At 74.4% G+C, this 18,411-nt stretch carries 14 protein-coding genes, 1 tRNA gene and 1 riboswitch; of the genes, 7 read left to right on the plus strand and 8 right to left on the minus strand.

The window, feature by feature from the left end; translation table 11 throughout:
* Window positions 1-27 precede the first annotated feature (27 nt).
* Window positions 28-1,095, plus strand: coding sequence for an EamA family transporter (locus ACZ3TI_RS10950; RefSeq protein WP_465725689.1), 1,068 nt, complete (start codon window positions 28-30; stop codon window positions 1,093-1,095).
* An 89-nt stretch (window positions 1,096-1,184) separates the two neighbouring features.
* Here ACZ3TI_RS10950 and ACZ3TI_RS10955 read toward each other — a convergent pair whose 3' ends face one another.
* The 7 genes from ACZ3TI_RS10955 to ACZ3TI_RS10985 all read right to left on the minus strand — a co-directional run bounded on the left by ACZ3TI_RS10955 (window position 1,185) and on the right by ACZ3TI_RS10985 (window position 9,113).
* Complete coding sequence (locus ACZ3TI_RS10955; RefSeq protein WP_465725691.1) at window positions 1,185-1,973, minus strand: pyridoxine/pyridoxamine 5'-phosphate oxidase; 789 nt, start codon at window positions 1,971-1,973, stop codon at window positions 1,185-1,187.
* 509 nt (window positions 1,974-2,482) lie between these two features.
* On the minus strand, window positions 2,483-2,812 hold the full coding sequence (locus ACZ3TI_RS10960) for a hypothetical protein (RefSeq protein ID WP_465725693.1): 330 nt from the start codon (window positions 2,810-2,812) through the stop codon (window positions 2,483-2,485).
* 456 nt (window positions 2,813-3,268) lie between these two features.
* On the minus strand, window positions 3,269-4,633 hold the full coding sequence (locus ACZ3TI_RS10965) for an FAD-binding oxidoreductase (protein ID WP_465725695.1): 1,365 nt from the start codon (window positions 4,631-4,633) through the stop codon (window positions 3,269-3,271).
* A 258-nt stretch (window positions 4,634-4,891) separates the two neighbouring features.
* The gene (locus ACZ3TI_RS10970; protein ID WP_465725697.1) at window positions 4,892-6,130 is read right to left on the minus strand and encodes an MFS transporter; all 1,239 of its coding nucleotides are present in this window, start codon (window positions 6,128-6,130) and stop codon (window positions 4,892-4,894) included.
* Window positions 6,131-6,176: 46 nt separating this feature from the next.
* Window positions 6,177-7,004 (minus strand): MerR family transcriptional regulator, encoded by an 828-nt coding sequence (locus ACZ3TI_RS10975; RefSeq protein ID WP_465725699.1) that lies wholly within the window; start codon window positions 7,002-7,004, stop codon window positions 6,177-6,179.
* Between the two features lie 129 nt (window positions 7,005-7,133).
* Window positions 7,134-7,221 (minus strand) — tRNA-Ser (locus ACZ3TI_RS10980).
* Between the two features lie 77 nt (window positions 7,222-7,298).
* The gene (locus ACZ3TI_RS10985; protein WP_465725701.1) at window positions 7,299-9,113 is read right to left on the minus strand and encodes a S1C family serine protease; all 1,815 of its coding nucleotides are present in this window, start codon (window positions 9,111-9,113) and stop codon (window positions 7,299-7,301) included.
* Window positions 9,114-9,320: 207 nt separating this feature from the next.
* A riboswitch (TPP riboswitch) is annotated at window positions 9,321-9,468 on the plus strand.
* Here ACZ3TI_RS10985 and ACZ3TI_RS10990 point away from each other — a divergent pair.
* From ACZ3TI_RS10990 to ACZ3TI_RS11005, 4 genes are all read left to right on the plus strand, one after another.
* A complete protein-coding gene (locus ACZ3TI_RS10990; protein WP_465725703.1) occupies window positions 9,461-10,870 on the plus strand; it encodes a purine-cytosine permease family protein in 1,410 nt (469 codons plus the stop codon). (Overlaps the previous riboswitch by 8 nt.)
* Window positions 10,871-10,987: 117 nt before the next feature.
* Complete coding sequence (locus tag ACZ3TI_RS10995) at window positions 10,988-11,812, plus strand: glycerophosphodiester phosphodiesterase family protein (protein ID WP_465725705.1); 825 nt, start codon at window positions 10,988-10,990, stop codon at window positions 11,810-11,812.
* Between the two features lie 243 nt (window positions 11,813-12,055).
* The gene (locus tag ACZ3TI_RS11000; RefSeq protein WP_465726044.1) at window positions 12,056-12,631 is read left to right on the plus strand and encodes an ATP-binding protein; all 576 of its coding nucleotides are present in this window, start codon (window positions 12,056-12,058) and stop codon (window positions 12,629-12,631) included.
* A 137-nt stretch (window positions 12,632-12,768) separates the two neighbouring features.
* The gene (locus ACZ3TI_RS11005) at window positions 12,769-13,752 is read left to right on the plus strand and encodes a DUF5926 family protein (RefSeq protein ID WP_465725707.1); all 984 of its coding nucleotides are present in this window, start codon (window positions 12,769-12,771) and stop codon (window positions 13,750-13,752) included.
* A gap of 239 nt (window positions 13,753-13,991) precedes the next feature.
* On the opposite strand, the gene ACZ3TI_RS11010 is transcribed toward ACZ3TI_RS11005, so the two are convergent.
* Window positions 13,992-14,627: a bifunctional DNA primase/polymerase gene (locus ACZ3TI_RS11010; protein WP_465725709.1), complete on the minus strand. Its 636-nt coding sequence runs from the start codon at window positions 14,625-14,627 to the stop codon at window positions 13,992-13,994.
* 620 nt (window positions 14,628-15,247) lie between these two features.
* On the opposite strand from ACZ3TI_RS11010, the gene ACZ3TI_RS11015 reads away from it, so the two are divergent.
* Window positions 15,248-16,711, plus strand: a complete 1,464-nt coding sequence (locus tag ACZ3TI_RS11015) for a PP2C family protein-serine/threonine phosphatase (protein ID WP_465725711.1) — start codon at window positions 15,248-15,250, stop codon at window positions 16,709-16,711.
* Between the two features lie 126 nt (window positions 16,712-16,837).
* Window positions 16,838-18,337: an aminopeptidase P family protein gene (locus ACZ3TI_RS11020; protein ID WP_465725713.1), complete on the plus strand. Its 1,500-nt coding sequence runs from the start codon at window positions 16,838-16,840 to the stop codon at window positions 18,335-18,337.
* Window positions 18,338-18,411: the final 74 nt, after the last annotated feature.

An 18,411-nucleotide genomic window follows, 5' to 3' on the forward strand; every position in this document is an offset into this window, starting at 1 on the left:
GTCACTCCTTACGGCAAACTCGCCGATATGCCCACCTCCCATACCAGCACACCCCCCGCCTCCTCGTCGTCGGCCGCCGCCGTCGCCGAGGCCCTTGCCATGCCGCCCGCCCCCAAGGGCGAGCCGGCCGGCGAGCGGGGCGGCTGGCGACGAGGTGGGGCCTCCGGCCCCGCGGCGCCACCCGGAGCACGGCCCGGCCGGTCCAGCGGCCGGTTCGGCAAGGTCCTGCGGCGCCCGGGGAGGATCCCGGCGCCGCTTCTCTGTCTGACCGCCATGTTCCTGGTGCAGACCGGCATCGCCCTGTCCAAGCCGCTGTTCGGGCCGCTCGGGGTCGGCGGCACGACCTTCCTGCGGCTCGGCTTCGCCGCCGTCATCCTGCTCGCCGTCACCCGCCCGAAGCTGCGCGACAAGCGCCCGCGCGACCTCGGCGCGGCCGCGCTGCTCGGCGTGGCCTCGGCCGGGATGACCTGCCTGTTCGCCGGGGCGATCGACCGGCTGCCGATGGGCACCGCCGCGACCATCGAGTTCCTCGGCCCGCTCGCGGTCGCCCTGGTCTTCGCCCGGCGTGCCAGCCACCTGCTCTGGGCGCTGCTCGCGGGCGCCGGTGTGGTGCTGCTGACGCTGCTCGGCGAGGGCGACGGCGGCGGTTCGCTCGACCCGGTCGGCCTGCTGTACGCCTTCGGGGCGGCCGCCTGCTACGCGCTGTACATCCTGTTGACCGACAAGGTCGGCGCGACCTTCCACGGGTTCCAGGGCCTGGCGGTGTCGATGACGGTCGGCGCGCTGACGCTGGCACCGTTCGGGCTCGGCCAGGCCTGGCACGGGCTGACCGCGCCCTACGCCTCACCGCTGGTGCTGCTCGCCTCGGTCGCCGGGGTGTCGCTGCTGCTGCCGGTGATCCCGTACGCGCTGGAGATGACCGCACTGCGCCGGATGCCGCAGCGGGTGTTCAGCGTGCTGGTCAGCCTGGAGCCGGCGGTCAGCGCGCTGGTCGGCCTGGTGGTGCTGGGCCAGCTGCTGGGCGTGCCGCAGCTCGCCGGGATCGGCTGCGTGGTGGCGGCCAGCGTGGGCGCCACGCTGACCGGGCGCCGCTAGGTCCGTCCGGCGGCCGGCCGGTGGCCTGGCCGTGGCCTGGCCGGCGGGTGCTCCGGCGGGCGGGCCTGGCGGGTTGTCCGGCCGGTGCTCTACGGCCAGAGCAGGGTGCGCGACCAGTCCGGGGAGCTGACCGGCCCGGTGCGGGTGTAGCGCAGCCGGACGTGCCGCCGCTGGGAGTCGCCCTGCCAGAACTCCACCTCGTGCGCCCACAGGGTGTAGACGGCGTGCCCGGGCGGAACGACGTCCGGGTGCGCCTCCAGCCGACGGCGGGCGACCGCCACCGCCTCGTCGTAATCGGTCAGCGCGGCCAGCGGCTCGCTCTGCCGTCCGACCAGCGAGGAGGCCCGGGCGGCGGGCGAGCGGGTGGCGAACTCGGCGGCGGCGACCAGGTCGGCGGCCCGCTCGACGCTGCCGCGCACCCGCACCTGGCGGCCCAGCTGCGGCCAGTAGACGGTCAGCGCGGCGGCCGGGTGGTCGGCGAGCTGACGGCCCTTGGGGCTGTCGGCGGCCGCGGAGAAGTTCCAGCCGGTACCGGCCGCGTCGACGTCGCGCAGCACCAGCACCCGGGCGTCCGGCATGCCGTCCGCGTCGACGGTGGAGAGGGTGAACGCCTGCGGGTCCAGCACCCCTGCGTCCAGGGCGGTGGCGAGCCAGTCCACGAACAGCGGCCCGGGTGCGGCGGGGGCGGTCCCGTGGTCGAAGGACGGCAGCGGGCGGGCCATCGGCGGACGGCCGAGCAGCAGCTCGGGGACGGACCTGGGCTCGGGCCGGTGCTCGCCGGCCGGCTCGGCCGCCGGCTCCGGGCGTGCCACCGCCTCCGACTCCGGTGCAGGCCTGGCCTCGTCCGGGCCGGTCAGGCCCTCCTCCTCCGCCGCCATCGCGCGCCCTTCCTTCCGAATGCCGCGGTCGCGCCCCGGCCGGGCCGTCCCTTTCCGGTCCCTGGCACGTGGTGCGCTGTCGGAGCGCAACCGTACCGCCGTGGACGGACGGCCCAGGGCGCGGGCCCTCGGTGGACGGCTCACGACGGTCGGGCGGTCGATCGGGCGGTCGGAGGGACGGGCGCCGGACGCACTCGTGGGCGGTGCCGATGGCGGCACCGCCCACGAGGCCGGTGTGGCGGTGACCCTTTCCGCCGGCCGGTCATGCGCTGTTCCCTTGGTGATGCGCCGTTCCCTCTGGTCGGTGCGGCTGTTGCGGTTGTGCGGTTTCCGGTCCGAGTCCGGGCGCGGGTGCTCAGCTCACCCGCGGCCTCCCACCTCCGGCGCCCCCGCCCTCGGTGGTACTCGGTGTGAACCCGGTGCGGCCGTACGGCCGGTCATGCGGTGGTGCGGTCGTGCGGTCGTGCGGTCGTGCGGTCGTGCGGTCGTGCGGTGGTGCGGCCGTACGGTCAGGGGGAGACCGGGGCGAAGATGACGTTCACGTTCTTGTTGCCCTGGCCGGCCAGGATGGCGCCCGCGTTGTCCTTCGCCGCGAGGGTGTTGTTCTGGTTCGAGGCGCCGGAGCCGGTGGCCGTCTGCTGGGTGGAGACGTAGTTGCCGTCGACCCCGCCGAACACGTTGCCGGTGCCGACGTTGGACACCACGCCGGCGTTGGAGCCGCCCGTGGCACCCGCGCCGTTGTCGGCGGCGGCGACCCCGGCTCCCGCCAGCAGCAGACCGGCCGCGAGCGGGCCGGCGAGCAGGAGTCCGACCGCTCTGCGGGTGTGGATACGAGCCATGAAAACCTCCAAAAGCTGTTCATCGTTCAATGTCGACCATGCTGTGTCGACCAGGCTGTGCGGGGTTCGCCGGCCAGACGAACACCTGCGGACTGCGACGCCGGAAGACAGCCTTCCGCAACAAATCGACAAAGCACTAGCTCATCCAGCAGTTTTCGCCCGTTCGCGTGATATCCACCGAGCCCCCGCATAACGGAGGGGAATCCGGACAGCGCGCCCGGCACACCACATCCGAGCTGTGACTTCACCCGGGCGGCAGCTGGTTCGAGGACGACGGGAAGCCGCGCTCCGACGCCGTGCGAACCGCCCGGCGCACCACCCCGGCGTACGGACGAATCGCGAACGCACCTCCGAAAAGTTCGATCACCCTTCCATGTCGACTTTCCAGCCATTCGCAGACCATCGGAAGGTCACACCGAAAATCACACCCGGCACCCCGATGCGCTTGGTCGAAAATCAGACCATCTTGCCCGGGTTCAGGATTCCCAGCGGGTCGAAGACCGCCTTCAGCTGCCGTTGCAGGTCCAGTGCCACCGGGCCCAGCTCGCGCGCCAGCCACTCCCGCTTGAGCAGCCCCACCCCGTGCTCCCCGGTGATCGTGCCGCCCAGCTCCAGCCCCAGCGCCATGATCTCGTCGAAGGAGCGCTGGGCCCGCGCGGTCTGCTCCTCGTCCGCGGCATCGAAGATCACGATCGGGTGGGTGTTGCCGTCCCCGGCGTGACTGACCACCCCGATGGTCAGCCCGTGCCGCTCGGCGATCGCGGCGACACCGTTCAGCATCTCGGCCAGCCGGGACCGCGGCACCGCCACGTCGTCGATCATCGTGGTGCCCAACCGGTCCAGCGCGGGCAGCGCCGACCGCCGGGCGGCCAGCAGCAGATCGGACTCCGCCTGGTCCTCGGCCGGCACCACCTCGGTCGCCCCGGCCGCCCGGCACAGCTCCGCGACCCGCGCCAGCTCGCCCACCCGGTCCGGCCCGTCGAAGGCCACCAGCAGCAGCGCCTGGGTGGACTCCGGCAGACCCATCCGCCCCAGCTCGTTGACGGCCCGCACGGAGACCGCGTCCATCAGCTCCATCAGCGACGGGGCCAGCCCGCGCGCCATCACCTCGCAGACCGCCGCACCGGCCGCGTCCGCGCTCGGGAACTCCGCCGCCAGTGCCAGCTGCGGGGCCGGCGCGGGCCGCAACGCCAGTACGGCCCGGACCACCACACCGAGCGTCCCCTCCGAGCCGACGAACAGCCGGGTCAGGTCGTACCCGGCCACGCCCTTCGCCGTCCGGCGGCCGGTGGACAGCAGCCGCCCGTCCGCCAGCACCACGTCCAGACCGAGCACGTACTCGCTGGTGACGCCGTACTTCACGCAGCAGAGCCCGCCCGCGCCGGTACCGATGTTGCCGCCGATCGTGCAGGACTCCCAGCTGGACGGGTCCGGCGGGTAGGAGAGGCCCAATTCCTCTGCCGCACGCGACAGTTCGGCGTTCACCACACCCGGCTCGACGACCGCGATCCGGTTCACCGGGTCGATCTCCAGGATCCGGTTCAGCTTCACCAGCGACAGCACGACGCAGCCGTCCACCGCGTTCGCCGCCCCCGACAGCCCGGTCCGCGCGCCCTGCGGCACCACGGGCACCCGCAGCTCGGTCGCGGTCCGCATCACGTGCTGCACCTGCTCGACCGACTCCGGGAACACCACGACGGCGGGCACCCCCGCCGCACAGAACCCCGCCATGTCGTGGCTGTACGAGGCGGTCACATCGGGGTCCACCACCACGGCCCCGGCCGGGAGGCCCTGCGCCAGTCGGTCCGTCAGATCACTCATCGCCGCCTCCGCTCACCGCCCGACCAGCTCCACCTCCGCACTCTGCCCGCGTGCCGGGAGAGGGGCAAGTGGGCCTTGGGCAGGGTGGGGTGGCCGGGGGCGGAGGGCGCGGGGGCAGGCTCATCCGGCGGCGGCACGTGGGCCTTGCCGGGGCGGGGGGCGGAGGCGAGCGGACAGGCGAGCCTGGACGGGGCAAGTGGGCCTGGGGCGGGGTGGAGTGGCCGGGGGGAGGGGTAAGCGCCCCCGCCCCGAGGGCGATCACGCCCGGCGGAGGGTGGGGGTGGCCAGGGCGGTGAGGCCGGCAGTGGCGGTGGCGAGGGCGCAGAGGAGGGTGGGCGGGGTGGCGCCCGCCGCGTCCGCGAGCAGGCCCAGCAGGGCGTTCGAGAGCACCAGCACCACGCTCTGCACGAGCGTCAACAGTGCCTGGAATCGGGAGAGATGGGAGGTCGGCGCACCCGTCAGCACCAGCGGTCCGAGGTGGCAGGCGAACAGCCCCGAGCCGATGCCCGCCACCGTGCTGCCGGCCGCCGCCGTCACCGGGCCCGCGGCCAGCGCCAGGAGTGCGGTCCCCGCCGATGCCGTGCAGAGTCCGACCGCCGCCCCCGCGCCCGCCCGGGGCAGGGCGCCCCGCCAGGCGACCAGACCGGCCACCGCGAGTACCCCGGCGGCCTGTCCGCCGGTGACCAGCCCGGCCGTGTCCGCCGTCCAGCCGTGCGCCCGGGCGAGCAGCGGGCCGAGGAGCGACACGACGGGCAGCAGCGCCCCGGCGGCCGCGCCGGTGAGCAGCAGCGCGGACCGCAGCAGCGGGTCGCCGAGGGCGAGTCGGACGCCGGACGCCGCCTCGCGCAGCAGGCCGGCGGGCACAGCGGACGGCGCGTCCTCCCGGGGCCGGACCTGTACCAGGACCAGCAGGACGACCCCGAAGCTCACCGCGTCCACGACCGCCGCACCGGGCAGCCCGCCGGCGGCGACCAGCAGGCCGCCCAGCGGCGCCCCGAGCAGGGCCGCGCTCTGCCCGCCGGCCTGGCGCAGCGCGAGCGCCCGGGGCAGCCGGTCGGCGGGCACCAGCCGGCTCGGCATCGACCCGCTCGCCGGGAGGTAGAAGGCATCGACGGCGCCGATCACGCCCGCCGCCGCGACCAGCAGCCACAGCGGTGTGCCCCGGCTGCCCGCCACGAGCGCCAGGACGACGGTCGCGACCAGCATCACCGCGTCCCCGGCGAGCATCACCCGACGGGCCCCGAACCGGTCCGCGACGGCGCCGCCCAGCAGGACCAGTGCCATGCGCGGCACGGTGATCGCGGTCAGGACCAGCCCGGCCGCCCCGCCGCCGTGCGCGGAGGCGGCCCAGCCGAGGGCGAAGTACAGCGCGGCGTCGCCCAGCAGCCCGGCCTGGGTGCCGGCCAGCCAGAGCAGGTACCGGCCGGGCAGCGGCGCCCCCGCGCCACCGCCCGGGGCAGGGGCGGGGGCGGGGGCAGGCGCGGTGGTGGTGGTCATGCCGGGCGACGCTAGGACCCTCGACCTGGTCGAGGGCAAACCCGGGCTACCGGCGGACGACCGGCTCCTGGAGCTCGGTGACCCACCCGGTCTCGTCCTCCGGGCACTCCAGGTACAGCTCCCGGGCGTAGCCGGCCGAGCGGTAGCCGTTGTCCTCGATGAAGCGGGCCAGTTCCTGGACGGTGCCGAGCACCCCGTCCATCGAGCCGCGGTGCACGATCGTCGCCGCCTGCTCGATCGCCGGCAGGTCGAGCAGCTCGAAGTCGTGCCCGTCGGGGCGGACCGACCGTGCGATCGGGACGGCGACCAGGATCAGCACCGAGCCGTCGCCCTCCGGCGCGTCCTCGTACCGGGCGACGGACGGGCCGGTCGCCTCGATCCCGGCCGCGGTCAGCCGCCGGCACAGCTCGGTGAACAGCGGGCCGATCACCGGTGTGATGTCCTCCGGCTCGTAACTCGCGGCCACACCGGTCAGTTGGGCCACCCGGACGGGCGGCACCGGCTTCACCACGACATCGTGCGCGGACATGGTCCCCTCGCTCTCGATCGTCCGGAGCCTCGCCTCCACCCGGGCCAGCCGCAGCTCGTCCGCCGCGATCGCTTCGGCGAGTTGGGCCCGCCGCAGCCGCAGCATCCCGCGCAGTTCGGCGGTGTCCACCTCGTCGTCCAGGACGGCCCGTACCTGCTGCAGCGTGAAGCCGAGCTCCTTGAGCGCGATCACCCGGTTGAGCCGGGCGAGTTGGGCCGCCTCGTAGGAGCGGTAGCCGCTGACCGGGTCCACCCGGGCGGGCCGCAGCAGGCCGATCGCGTCGTAGTGGCGCAGCATCCGCACCGACACCCGGCCGTGGCTGGCGAAGTCTCCGATGTTCAACATGGTGGCTCCACTCGACCGCCTCCCACGGTGTCAGGGTCAACCCCGGCCGCCGAACCACCCCGGGAAGCACCGAGGGCGGGTGCCGATGGGTTCTCGGCACCCGCCCTGAGCAGGTGGTTCTCCTACCAGCGGAGAGCGTGGGATTCGAACCCACGGTGACGGGTCACGCCACGACAGTTTTCAAGACTGTTCCCTTAGGCCGCTCGGGCAGCTCTCCAGGCGGAGGTCAGCCTAACGGGTCCGGCGGGGTTCGGTGCACACGGTTTCGCGGCGTCGCCGGTCAGCGGGCGGGGGTCACTGGTCGCCCTCGCGCTGGCCGAGGGTGACCTTGGTGGTGAACTGCTGGCCGTTGCGGGTGTACTCGACGTCGACGGTCTCGCCGGGCTTGTGCGTCCAGATCCGGCTGACCAGGGCGGGGCCGTTGTCGATCGGCACGCCGCCGAGCTTGGTGATGACGTCGCCCGGCTTGAGGCCGGCCTTGTCGGCGGCGCCGCCGGGGGTGACGGCCGGCTGGCCCTGGATGTCGCGGGTCTGGATCTGCGCGCCGTCGCCCTTGTAGTCGTCGTTGCGCAGCACGTCGAGCTTGGCGTAGACCGGCTTGCCGGTCTTGATCAGGGTGTCCGCGACCCACTTGGCCTGGTTGATCGGGATGGCGAAGCCGAGGCCGATGCTGCCGGCCCGGCCGTTGGCGGCGGCGTTGGACTGGATCGCCGAGTTGATGCCGACCACCGCGCCGCCGGAGTCGAGCAGCGGACCGCCGGAGTTGCCGGGGTTGATCGAGGCGTCGGTCTGCAGGGCGTTCATGTACGAGGCCTGCGAGCCGGTCTCGTCGCCGGAGGCGACCGGGCGGTCCTTGGCGCTGATGATGCCGCTGGTGACGGTGGACTCCAGACCGTACGGCGCGCCGATCGCGACGGTGGCGTCGCCGACGTTGACCTTGTCGGAGTCGGCCAGCGGCAGCGGGGTCAGCTTGCTCTTCGGCGGGTTGTCGATCTTGACCACGGCGACGTCGTAGCCCTCGGCGTGGCCCAGCACCGAGGCGTTGTACGAGGTGCCGTCGGCGAACTTGACGGTCAGTTTGCCGCCGTTGAGGGTCGGCGCGACCACGTGGTTGTTGGTGAGGATGTGGCCCTCGGTGTCGAAGACGAACCCGGTGCCGGTGCCCGACTCGCCGTTGCCCTGCGCCTTGATGGTCACGACGCTGGGCAGCGCCTTCTGCGCGATGGCGGCGATCGACCCCGGGGCGGGCTCGTTCTTCTGGGTGTCGCTGGCCTGGACGGTGGTGCTGCGGTGGTCGTCCGCGGAGGTGCTGCTGCCGTTGCGGTCGGCCACGGCCACGCCGAGCGCGCCGCCCGCGACACCGGCGACCAACGCGACGGCCGCGATCAGGGCGACCAGTGCGCCGCGCTTCTTGCGCGGGCCGCCGCCGTGCGGGCCGCCGGGGTACTCGGCCGGGTAGCCGAGCGGGCCGCCGGGACCACCGGGGAAGCCCGCGCCGCCGGAGGTGGCGTCGTGGGTCGGGCCCCAGCCGCCGAGCGGCTGGCCGGCACCGAACGGGTGGTGGGCGTGCGCGGCGGGGGCACCGGGGGTGATCTGGGTACCGGGGGCGGGCGTGGCGGTGCCGTACGCGTCGTGCGCGCCGGCGGCGGGCACGCCGTGGGTCGGGGTGGCGTACGGGTTGCCGGTCGGCGGCAGCGCCGGGGCCGCGGGCGCGGCGGCCTGGGCGGGCGGCAGGACCGGCGGCGGCGCGTCGACGTAGCCGGTGGCCGGGTCGACCACGGGCTCCTCGGCGACGGGAACGACGGGAGCGACGGGGGCAGCGGGAGCCGCAGGCGCCTCCGGCGCGGCCGGGGCCTCCGGCGCGGCGGGGACCTTGGTGAAGGCGACGGTCGGCTTGTGCCCGCCGTCCGCCGGAGCCGCGTCGGCCGGGGTGCCGTCCACCGCGCCGTCCACCGCGGGCGCCGCCTCCGGCTCCGGGACCCGACGGAACGCCATGGTCGGCTTGTGCCCGCCCTGAGCGGGGCCTTCGGAAGCGGACTCGGCCGCCCCCTGGCCGGCGGGCTGCTCCCCCTGCGGCCCGGCGGGCCCAACCTCGCGCTCGGTGCTCACGGACGACCTCCATAGCTGGCAGAACCAAGGACCATAGTTTTTCGCACTGTCGATTCGATTGCCGTAAGGACCCCTCTGAAGAACTCATAAGAATCCTTAGCCGGCGCCGACGGCCGAGGGCTCCCTCCCCCGCCGGGCATCCCGCGATGCGGACCGCGCACGCCCTGGCCTTGGAGTTCGCCCCGGTGCCGGTTACCCTGTCGCTCCAAACTGACACGCGGGAGCTTGGACCCACCAGGCTGAGAGTGCGCATGTCGACCGTACGCCACGCGAGCGAGGCGGAACGGTCGAGGGGGCGCTGACCGCCGGAACCTGTCCGGGTAATGCCGGCGTAGGGAGTATCGGCCATGCCGTCTGCTTCGCCATCCTCTTCTCCGGGTGCGCCCGAGTCCAAGGATCTCCCCGGGTCGCCCGCGGCCACTGCTGTCCTGGAGCGCCCCGCGCACGTCGAGGCCCCGCTGGTCCTGGACACCGAGCCGCCGCGCACGCTGCGCTTCCGGGACCACTTCGCGCTCTGGATGAACCTGGGCGTCAGCCTGATCGGCTTCTCCACCGCCGCGACCGTGCTCGGCGCCCCCGGCAGCGAGCTGTCGCTGGCGGCCGCGGTGACCGCGATCGCGGTCGGTACGGCGGTCGGCACCGCGATGCTCGGTGTCGCCGCGCTGATCGGCGCCCGGACCGGCGCCCCCGCGATGGCCAGCCTGCGCGGGCTGTTCGGCACCCGGCTGTCGTACCTGCCGACGGTGCTGAACATCGTGCAGTGCATCGGCTGGGGCGTGTTCGAGCTGCTGACGATCTCGGCGAGCGCCCAGACCGTCGCCCACACCACCGGCTACCGCTGGCTGTTCGTGCTGCTCGCGGGCGCGCTGACCACCGCGCTGACCATCTGGCCGCTGGGCTCGATCGCGGTGCTGCGCCGCTTCGTGGCCGGGGCGGTCGCCGTCGCGATGGTGTACTTCACCGTCCAGCTGGGCCGCCAGGGCGTGCCGGACCCGGGCGCCGGCAACTGGCACGGCTTCCTGGGCGCGACCGACGCGATGATCGCGGTGTCGGTCTCCTTCGTCCCGCTGGCCGCCGACTACACCCGGCACTCGCGCACCCCGCGCTCGGCGTTCTGGGGCAGCTTCTCCGGCTACACGATCGCCCAGGTCTGGTGCTACGTGCTCGGGCTGATGGCGCTGCTGCAGTCCGACGGCGACCCGAACCGGATCTTCGACTCCTTCCTCGGCGTCTGGGCCGGCTGGCTGTTCCTGCTGGTGCTGGTGCTGCGCGAGACGGACCAGTCCTTCGCCAACGTGTACTCGACCGCGATGTCGGTGCAGAACCTGCTGCCGAAGGTGGACCGCCGGGTGCTGAGCGGCGGGATCGGCGCGCTGACCACCGTGCTGGCGCTGCAGATCGACCAGTTCACCGACACCTACTACAACTTCCTCGGCCTGATCGGCTCGGTGTTCGTGCCGCTGCTGGCGGTGCTGGCGGTGGACTTCTTCCTCGGCGCCGGGCGCCGCGGCTGGGACCTCTCGGCGGACGCGCCGTCCCGCTGGACGATGCTGCTGCCGTGGGGGCTGGGCTTCGCCGTGTACCAGTTCATCGCGCCGACCAAGGTGGCCGGCTGGTGGACGGACTTCTGGACCTCCGCCCAGGAGGCCCTGCACTTCACCCCGCAGGAGTGGACCTCCGCCTCGCTGTTCGCCTTCCTGGTGCCGGCCCTGGCCACCTGGGCGCTCACCCCGCTCACCCGCCGCACCGCCCGCTGAGACCGGCCACCGCGGACGCGCCCCGGGCCCGTCCGCGGTGGGCCGCTGCCGGAGACGGCCCCACAGGTTGGGGCCGTCGTCGCCTCCGCGTCACCTGCGCCGCCTATCGTTGGCCCCGTGACCAGCCCAGACCTGTCCTCGGCGGCGGCGCGCACCGCGCCGCCCGTCCAGGTGATCGCCCACCGCGGTTCCTCCCACGCCCTGCCCGAACACACCCTCGCGGCCTACCGGCGCGCGCTCGACGAGGGCGCGGACGCGCTGGAGTGCGACGTCCGCGTGACGGCCGACGGCCACCTGGTCTGCGTGCACGACCGGCGGATCGGTCGGGTCTCCAACGGCCGGGGCACCGTCTCGGCGATGACGCTCGGCGAGCTGGAGGCGTACGACTTCGGCGCCTGGAAGACCGGCCGCCCCAGCACCGACCCCGAGCTGCGCGGCGTGCTGCGACTGGACCGCCTGCTGGAGCTGGTGGTGGACTGCGGCCGCCCGGTGGACCTGGCGATCGAGACCAAGCACCCGGTGCGCTTCCGCGGCCTGGTGGAGGCCGAGCTGCTGCGGACGCTGGAGCGGTACAAGATCGGCGCGGCCCGGGAGGGCGACCGCCCGTCCGCCCGGATCATGAGCTTCTCCTCGATCGCGCTGAACCGGGTGGCAGCGACCGCACCGGAGTACCGGCGGGTGTTCCTGTTCGAGCGGACGCTGCCGCTGCTCGGCAAGCTCCGCGAGGGCGCGCCGCTGCCGGGCGGTGCGCGGATCGCCGGTCCCGGCATCGACCTGGTGCGGGCCCGCCCGCAGCTGGTGACCCGGCTGCGCGAGCTGGGGCACGAGGTACACGTGTGGACCGTGGACGAACCGGCCGACGTCGAACTCTGCCTGGAACTCGGAGTGTCCGCGATCATCACCAACCGGCCCGCCGAGGTTCTGGCGCAGCTCGGGCGGTGATCCGCCGACGCACCGACGGCCGGAGCGGCGCGCACTGATCACTCTGGTCGGCAGTCAAACCTTCCTCACGCGATATCGCCGGAATTCCGTGCGACAGAGGGTGAGCGCGGAATGACCTCGGGTCGACGGTCCGTCGCACTGCCCGAAATGGGCGCGAGCGATCGTCCGGTGCTCGTTTCCGGCGCATTACCAAGGGGCATCTCTCCCTCGGCATACGCTGAAGGAGGTCCGGGGGTGGCGTTGATGGTGGCGCGTGAAGTGCCGACTTCATCGACCATGGCAGTGCCGCACGGCCCATCAAGTGTCGGGGTCGCGCGGCGCCGACTGCGTCGAGATCTGGGCGACCGGCAGATACCGGAACCGGTCATCGATGATGCCGTACTGATCCTTTCCGAACTGTTGAGCAATGCGTGTCGGTACGCCCGTCCGCTCGGCCCGCTGCCGGCACTCGGCCGCAGCGCCCGGGCCGAGATGCTCGGGCAGGTGCTGGTCGGCGTCCCGTCCGGGGCGCATCCCGCGCGGGACGGCCGGGAGCCGGGCGAGGGCGTGCAGGAGCCGGGCGGCGGTGTGCTGGTCCGCTGGCAGATGCACACCGACGGCGTGCTGACCCTGGAGGTCACCGACGGCGGCGCGACCACTCGGCCGCTGCCCGCCAGTCCCTCGCTGACCTCGCGCGGCGGCCGCGGCCTGAGCATCGTCGACCAGCTCGCCAGCGACTGGGGCGTGCGCGACGCGCCCGGCGAGGTGACGGTCTGGGCGGCGCTGCCCGCCCGCGCCCGGCACGCCCGGCGCACCGGGGGCGACGCCCGGAGCGCCTAGCCTGCCCCGGCACGGCGCCCGTCCCGGCGCGTCCGCCCGCCCCGGCGCGTCCGCGTGCGCCGGGGTAGCGCGGGTGCCGCGAGAACGTCAGTAGGCTTCCCGGGACACAGGACCACCGTTCCCGGGAGAGCCGCACCATGGGCAAGAAGGCCGCCAAGAAGGCGCCGCAGCGTCAGTCCACCCCCGCCGTCACGGGCGAGATCCCCGTGGTCGGGGCCCGCGAGGACTGCCCCTGCGGCTCGGGCCGCCGCTACAAGGCCTGCCACGGCCGGGAGGCCTCGCACGCGGTGCAGGAGCTGGTGCACCGCCCGTTCGAGGGCCTGCCGGGCGAGGCCGACTGGGTGGCGCTGCGCGAGCTGGTGCCCGCCGCCACGGTGCCGCTGACGCTGGCCGCCGGGGTGGCCGAGGGCGCCGAGGGCGAGGTCCCGTCGGTGACGCTGGCCACCGTGCTGCCGCTGGCCTGGCCGGCCCTGCGCCGCCAGGACGGCTCGATCCTGCTCGGCCTGCAGACCCAGTCCGCCTCCGGTGACCTCAGCCGCGACCTCGCGGACGCCCTCGAGCTGGCCCTGGCCACCGAGCCGGGCACCCCGGTGCCGGCCCGCCGGACCGTCCCGGGCGGACGCCGCCTGCAGGACCTGCTGGACGCCACCGCCGCGTTCACGCCCACCGTGCACACCGGCTTCGAGTTCTGGCTGGAGGACGCCGAGACCGCCACCGGCGAGGTCGCCGCCTCCCTGGAGCGCGCCAACGCCTCGGCCATCCCGACCGAGAAGCTGGGCAGCGTCGACGCCGCCTACTGGTGCGGCACCCCGGACAAGAACCACCTGCGCTGGGTGATGACCGTGCCCGAGGAGAAGCTGCTGGACGCGCTGGCCCGGCTGAACGCCGCCGGCGAGGCCTCGCTCGGCGCGGACACCCGCCTGGTCGGCTCGTTCCGCGCGCACGGCCTGACCGTCCCGGTGTGGGACCTGCCGCTGTCGATGACCGCCGCCGACTGCGAGAAGCCGGCCGCCGAGTTCGGCGAGCGACTCGCCGCGGTGCTCGCCGACGAGACCCCGCTGACCGCCGAGGAGCGGCGCGCCCGCGCGAACCTGGTGAACCGTCAGGTCACCTTGAACTAAAGCGCGCAGGATCCGCGTGATACGCGTCACATTGTCGCGGTGAACGCGCAATTTCCGGGCGTGGAGGGCGTCTTGGAAATTGGCGCGGGCGCAGATCCTTGTTACTGTCTAAAGAGTCCGGCCGCTGGTGCATCCCCCGTCGCCAGCGGCCGGATCTTTTCTTTTTCCGGCCGGCCGCCCGGATCGCGGCGAATCAGGCCGCGGATCACGGCGGATCGGACCGCGTGGATCACCGCGGATCAGTACGCCGACCGGCCACTGTCCAGCCGGACCGTCGCCTCCACCAACTCGCCCAGCAGCGGCCCGACCTGCGGCAGCCAGACCCCGCCGCCCGCGCCCGGTCGCGGCGCCAGCACCCAGCGCACCCGCCCCGCCGCCCCGCCGGGCGGCAGCGGCAGGAAGCCGCCCGGCCCGTGGTAGCGCAACGATCCCGGCACCCAAGGGAGTTGGGCGAGCATCTCGCCGAGCACGTCCAGCGAGTACGGGGCCACCAACAGCGCGTAGCGGCCCGGCATCGCCAGCACCGGGCCGAGCGGCAACCGCAGCGCGCCCAGGTAGACCAGCGCCCGCGCGCCGGCCGCCGCCGGCAGGCTGACCGCCGAGACGGTGGAGCCGGTCGCGGCCAGCACCGTCGCGTCCGGGTGCTGCCGCTCCCACCACCAGCGCACCATCCGGGCGTCCGTGGTGGCGGCCAGCAGCGAGGGATCGTGCGGGTGCACGCCGGGGACCCTGCAGTCCGGGTCGCCGCAGGAGCAGCGCCCGCCGCGCAGCACGGTGCCCGGCACCACGGGCCAGCGGTGGTCGACGGCGGCCGACAGGGCTGCGGACAGCCGGGCGGCACGCTCCTCCGACCGGTCCTTCGGGTTCTCACGCATGGCGCTCGTTCCTTTCCCTGACCGCTCGGTTCGCTCCGCCCCGTCGGCATCCGCCGGGATCCTCCGCGCGGGCCCGCCGCGGCACGGCCCCGGGCGGAGCGGGGCGGGGCGGGCGGCATGGCGGACGGCGCGGCTACGACGTGGAGCACGGTGTGGAGCACGACATGAGAAGGGCCGCGCACTGGAACAGCCCTTGGAACGAGAATCCCGTATGCGACCGGATGGACGCCGCCCGGGCGCGCTTGGTTCCACCGTACGAGTGAGAGACTTCCGGCCGACCCGGATCCCGGGCGGCACGGGCATACGATCCGGACGGCCGCCCGGTCCGTCCCCTCGGTTCTGCCCCTTCGCGGCTCCCTCCATGCCTGCCGGCCCGACCGGCGCGCGCACGAACCACGCACGCCCTCCGACCGGGTCGCGATGGCTGTGGAACCGGCCATCGCGTCGTCCTGGATCTGGACATGCCCCGAATGGCCTGTGTAGAAGTGGTGGCATTGCTGTCGATCAATGACGAGTAGTAGCGAATCGAGGCGAAACGGGCCTTTGGCCGTGCTCGCTCCACATTGGCCGCGCATCTGGGGGTTTCGCATGGCACGTAGCACCGCGTCAGGAGTGGCGGCATGACCGAGTCCCACCCGCCGACGGCCCTCCCGTCGGCGACGACCGCCGAGCCGGGCGAACCCGGCTGCGCAGGCGGGCTCACCGTCCTCGACCCGCCGGGGCTCCCCGGCCCCGCCGACGCCCCGGACGGCACCGCGGACGACCACCCGGCGCCGTCCAACGCGGTGCAGGACCGTTTGGCCGGACGCCTGTCCGACATCACCAGCCTGCACGAGCACACCGAACGGCTCGCCCGGGCCCGCGGCCTCGCCGCCACCCTGGACGCCGTCCTCGCGTCCGGCGCCGCCCTGCTCGGCGCCCGCCGCGGCGTCCTGGTCACCCGGATGCCCGGCGGCGGCCCCGGCCAGCCGGTCGGCCTCGGCCTCGACCGCGCCAGCCTCGGCGCCCTGGAGACCGTCCCCACCGAGCAGAGCCTGCTCGGCCGGCTGCTGCGCGACCACGACCGGCCCCGGCAGCTGCACTCCCCCGACCTCGCCGAGGACCCGGCCATCGGCGCCCGGCTGCGCGAACTCGCCGTCCACCTCGGCCTCGGCGGCGCCTTCGGCCTGCCGCTCGCCACCGCCGAGGACGGCCCGCTCGCCGCCGCCCTCTGGTTCTACGACGAGCCCGCCGAACCGACCGGGTGCCGGCGCGAACTCGCCCGCCACTACTGCGAGATCGCCGCCCCGCTGCTCGCCAAGCAGCTGGAGGCGGACCGGATCCGGCACACCACCGAGGCGCTGCGCCGCGGCCTGCTGCCCGACCGCCTCCCCCGGACGCCCGGGCTGCGGCTCGCCGCCCGGCTCGTCCCCGCCGGGCTGGACCGCTCCTGCGGCAGCGACTGGTACGACGCGATCCCGCTGCCGGACGGTACCGTCGGCCTCACCGTCGGATCCGTCTCCGGCGACGGCCCCGGCGCGGGCCCCGGCTCCGCCCCCGGCGCGGCCGCCGCGATGGGCCGGGTCCGGGCCGCGCTGCGGGCGTACGCGGTGCTGGAGGGCGAGGACCCGGTCTCTGTCCTGGGAGACCTGGAGCTGCTGCTCAAGACCACCGAGCCGACCCGCACCGCCACCGCCGTCTACGCCTGGGTCGAGCCCGAGGAGCGCCGGATCACCCTGGCCGGCGCCGGGCACTGCCCGCCGGTCCTGGTCGGCCGGCACGGCGCCGAGTTCGTGGAGACCTCGCTCTCCGCCCCGCTCGGCATGCTGGCCTGCTGGGAGGCGCCCGGGGTGGAGTTCACCGCCGAGCGCGGCGACACCCTGCTGCTCTACACCGAGGGCCTGGCCCGCCGCTGCGGGCCGACCCTGCACGCCGGGCAGGCCAACCTGCGCCGGGCCGCCGCCGACGCCCCGCGCGACGTGCGGATCGACCCCGACCGGCTCTGCGCCCACCTGCTGGCCGTCTGCCCGGCCCCGGACGCCGCGGCCACGGCCACGGCCACGGGCACCGACGACCTGATGCTGCTCGCGGCCCGCTTCGAGTAGTCGTTCGGGCCCGGAAAGGACGGGCGACCGTGCGTCCGTACCATGGACGCACGGCCGCCCGCGCGTGTCGCGATCCGACACTCCCCCCGCGGGGCGGCGGTACCACCCCCCAAGGAGGCGTTGCACGTGACCGAGGACCGCACCCCCGCGGTGGCCGAGAACCCCGAGGCCGAGGGCGGCGAGGAGCCGCAGGAGTTCAAGGGCCGCAAGAACGGGCTCTACGGCGGTATCTCCGACGAGCTGGCCGCCTCGATGAAGTCCGGCTGGGCCGACACCGAGCTGCACGGCCTCACCCCCGTCGCCCAGGCCCCGTACGCGGCCGAGCGCCGCGCCAAGCTGTCCGCCGCCTACCCCGGCGAGCGCCTGGTGGTACCGGCCGGCAACCTGCGGGTGCGCGCCAACGACACCGACTACGCCTTCCGCGCCGCCAGCGAGTACGTGCACCTCACCGGCGACCAGACCGAGGACGCCGTGCTGGTCGCCGAGCCGACCGGCGACGCGGGCCACGACTTCGTGCTCTACCTGCTGCCCCGCTCGAACCGCGAGAACGGCGAGTTCTGGCTGGACGGCTACGGCGAGCTGTGGGTCGGCCGTCGGCACAGCCTGAGCGAGCAGGAGCAGCTGCTCGGCCTGCCCGCCCGCGACGTCCGCAAGGCCGCCGAGGAGCTCGCCGAGCGCGCCGGGGACTCCGCCGTCCCGACCCGGATCGTCCGCGGCTACGACGCCGGCCTGGAGGCCGCGCTCGCCGACGCCCTGGACGCGGACAAGGACGCCGAGCTCAAGGAGTTCCTGAGCGGCCTGCGGCTGGTCAAGGACGAGTGGGAGATCGGCGAGCTGCGCGCCGCCTGCGACGCCACCGTCAAGGGCTTCACCGACGTGGTCCGCGAGCTGGGCCAGGCCGTCGCCACTTCGGAGCGCTGGATCGAGGGCACCTTCTGGCGCCGCGCCCGGGTCGAGGGCAACGACGTCGGCTACGGCACCATCGCCGCCGCCGGCCCGCACGCCACCACCCTGCACTGGGTCCGCAACGACGGCGACGTGCGCCCCGGCGAGCTGCTGCTGCTGGACGCGGGCGTGGAGACCCACACCCTCTACACCGCCGACGTCACCCGCAGCCTGCCGATCGACGGCCGCTTCACCGACCTGCAGCGGAAGATCTACGACGCGGTGTACGACGCCCAGGAGGCCGGCATCGCCGCGGTGAAGCCCGGCGCCCGCTTCCGCGACTTCCACGAGGCCTCGCAGCGGGTACTCGCCGAGCGCCTGCTCGCCTGGGGCCTGCTGGACGGCTCGGTGTACGACGTCGAGAAGGTCCTGGAGCTCGGCCTGCAGCGCCGCTGGACCCTGCACGGCACCGGCCACATGCTCGGCCTGGACGTCCACGACTGCGCCCACTCGCGCCGCGAGGAGCACGTCGACGCGCTGCTGGTGCCCGGCATGGTGCTCACCGTCGAGCCCGGCCTGTACTTCCAGCAGGACGACCTGACCGTGCCGGAGGAGTACCGCGGCATCGGCGTCCGGATCGAGGACGACATCCTGGTCACCGCCGACGGCAACGAGAACCTCTCGGCCGGCCTCCCGCGCCGCTCCGAGGACGTCGAGGCCTGGATGGCCTCGCTGGCCTGAGCCGGCCGGGCGCCTGAGCCGTCCAAGCCGCACGCCGAAGGGCCCGGTCTCCCGAGCGGTGGGAGGCCGGGCCC

This window comes from Kitasatospora sp. NPDC023120, from assembly GCF_055560835.1.